Source organism: Streptomyces sp. NPDC030809 (assembly GCF_055572195.1).
This window is the reverse complement of sequence record NZ_JBVIDV010000008.1, coordinates 96357-98842: the sequence shown is the minus strand read 5'-3', so window position 1 is coordinate 98842 and position 2486 is coordinate 96357. Positions and strand designations below refer to the sequence as shown.

The 2486-nt window shown below is 74.7% G+C and carries 2 protein-coding genes and 1 pseudogene; all 3 read left to right on the top strand.

Going from position 1 to position 2486, the window contains the following annotated elements; genetic code table 11:
* Positions 1-257 (top strand): annotated as a pseudogene (locus ACZ407_RS13380) (hypothetical protein); the annotation flags it as partial.
* Positions 258-333: 76 nt separating this feature from the next.
* Positions 334-1530 (top strand): MFS transporter, encoded by a 1197-nt coding sequence (locus ACZ407_RS13375; protein WP_468128175.1) that lies wholly within the window; start codon positions 334-336, stop codon positions 1528-1530.
* Positions 1531-1541: 11 nt separating this feature from the next.
* Positions 1542-2294 carry a hypothetical protein gene (locus tag ACZ407_RS13370; protein WP_468128174.1) on the top strand — a complete coding sequence of 251 codons (753 nt, stop codon included), beginning with the start codon at positions 1542-1544 and terminating at the stop codon, positions 2292-2294.
* Positions 2295-2486: the final 192 nt, after the last annotated feature.

Genomic DNA, 2486 nt, shown 5'->3' with positions numbered 1-2486 from the left:
GCAACACCGCCGGCCAGAACTTCGCCGCCGTGTGCTCCCAGTCCCCCATCCCGGCCGGGTGGGTGGTCACGAGCGCGTCCAGCACGAGCAACTGCACCGGGACCGGGGTCTCCTACACCATCGGCAACACCGCCGGGCAGAGCTACGCCACCGTGTGCTCCTACTCCCCCATTCCCGCCGGATGGGTCGTCAGCGGCTCGTTCCGGAGCACCACCTGCGTCGGCACGACCACCGGCTACAACATCCGCAAGGCCTGACCGGCCGCCGTCGGCTCGGTCCGCCCCGGCCCGGCCGGGTTCGTCCTGTTCGCCGGCGGGAGGTACCGTCGGCGGCATGGAAGATCACCGGGGTTGGTCGCGGTCCCTGCTCGCGGGTGCGGTGTTCGTCGTGTGCATGGCCGGCACCACCCTCCCGACCCCGCTCTACCTGCTCTACGAGGAGAAGTTCGGCTTCTCCCAGCTGACCGTGACCGTCGTGTACGCGGTGTACGCCTTCGGGGTCATGGCCGTCCTGCTGCTCGCCGGCAACGTCTCCGACGCCGTCGGCCGCAGGCCGGCCCTGCTGTGGGGCCTCGGCTTCGCGGCGGCGAGCGCCGGGTGCTTCCTGTTCGCGGACGCGCTCGGCTGGCTGTACGCAGGCCGGCTGCTGTCCGGACTGTCGGCGGGCCTGTTCACCGGGGCCGCCACGGCGTACGTGATGGAGCTCGCGCCGCCGGACGGCCGGGCGCGCGCGACGCTCGTGGCGACGGCCGCCAACATGGGCGGCCTGGGGTGCGGGCCCCTGCTGGCCGGCGTGCTGGCGCAGTACGCCCCCGACCCGCTGGTGCTGCCCTTCGCCCTGCACCTCGCGCTGGTGGCCGTGTCGGCCCTCGTCCTGGTGCGGCTTCCGGAGACCGTGGCCGACCGGCGGCCCGCGGCGACCGTACGCCCGTCCGGCCTCGCCCTGCCCCCGCAGGTCCGGCCGGTGTTCGCACCCGCGGCGATCGCCTCCTTCGTCGGCTTCGCACTGTTCGGCCTGTTCGCCTCGGTCAGCCCCGCCTTCCTCGCGGGCTACCTGGGCGTCGAGAACCGCGCGGTGAGCGGCCTGGTGGTGGCCCTGGCCTTCTTCGCCTCGACGCTCGGCCAGCTGGCCGTCGACCACGTCGGCGTGGCGCGCTCCCTGCCCGTGGGCTGCGCCGTCCTGTTCGCCGCGCTGGCTCTGCTGGCGGCAGCGCTGTGGACGGACCTCCTCGCCCTGGTCGTGCTGTCCGCCCTGCTCGGCGGGACCGGCCAGGGCCTCACGTTCCGCGCGGCCTTGGCCACCGTGGCCGCGGCCGCCCCGGCCGACCGGCGGGCCGCGGTCCTCTCGGCCCTGTTCGTCGCGGCGTACACGGGCATCTCGCTGCCGGTGATCGGCGTGGGCCTGCTCTCGGACGCGTGGGACCTGGAGAAGGCAGGCCTCGTCTTCATCGGCTGCATGTCGCTGTTCATCTCCGCAGCCGGGGCCTACCTGCTGCGGCGGTCGGCTGCGACGGAGCGGGCGGGAGGGTGAGGGGCGGGTTCATGTTCGTCGATCAGGCGGCTCCCGGGTACGTGCAGGGGGCCGCTGTCGGGGAGCAGGTGAGGGTGCCCGCGCTGGAGCCGCCTTGGCTCGTGGTGGATGACGAGCTGGAAGGGGTGCTCGTGGCCCGGTGGCCCGGGCGGTTGTTCCGGGTCGAGGTGGTGCCTGCCGCCTCGGACGAGGAACGGGCGGCTGCCGCACGCGCCGGGGCCAACGTGCGGGACGGGGCCGGGTACACCCGTGCCGTTGCCGTGGACGTGGTGGAGGAGCTGTCTCCCGCGGTGCTGTTCGGCCCGTGCGGGGAGGCCGTGGTGCGCGTGCTGGAGGCCGGGCGGGGGCTGGACCGGGAGGGTGCGGGCCGGCTGGCGGCGCTGCGGCGGCCGGAGGCGGACCAGGTCTACGGTGCGGCGTGGGAGCGGTGGCTCGGGGCACAGCCCAATGGCGCGCCCTACCGAGGGCGTTCACACCGGTGGACGCTGGCCGTCCCGGGGGCCGGGCGGTTGCGGTCGCCGATCGGGCACGGGTTCACCGTCCTGTCCCGGCTGGTTCGTGAGAGCGCGCGGCTGCGCGGGGGTGACGAGGCGTACGCGGTCGACGAGGACGGTGGCAAGGTGCCGGCCGAGCCCTGGGGCACCGCCCTTGGCGCCCTGCTCGACGCGGCCATGGCCTTCGGTGCTCCGGATCTCGTGGACGGGCGCGAGGCCGCGCTGCTCGCGGCGCCCTGGCACGGCGCGTTCGGCAAAGCCACGGCGTGAAACGGGTGCTGCGCCGCGGGAGTCCGCCCGAAGCAGTACTCGGTACGGGTGCGGCCGGTGGGGTGCTCCCCGCAAAAATGCGGAAGGGTCCCGGGGGCAACCCCCACAGAGAGGGAGGAGGGAGGGGGGGGGGGGGGGGGGGGGCGGCACACTACCCACCCCCCACAAAAGGGGGGGGGGGGTGTTTGCTGA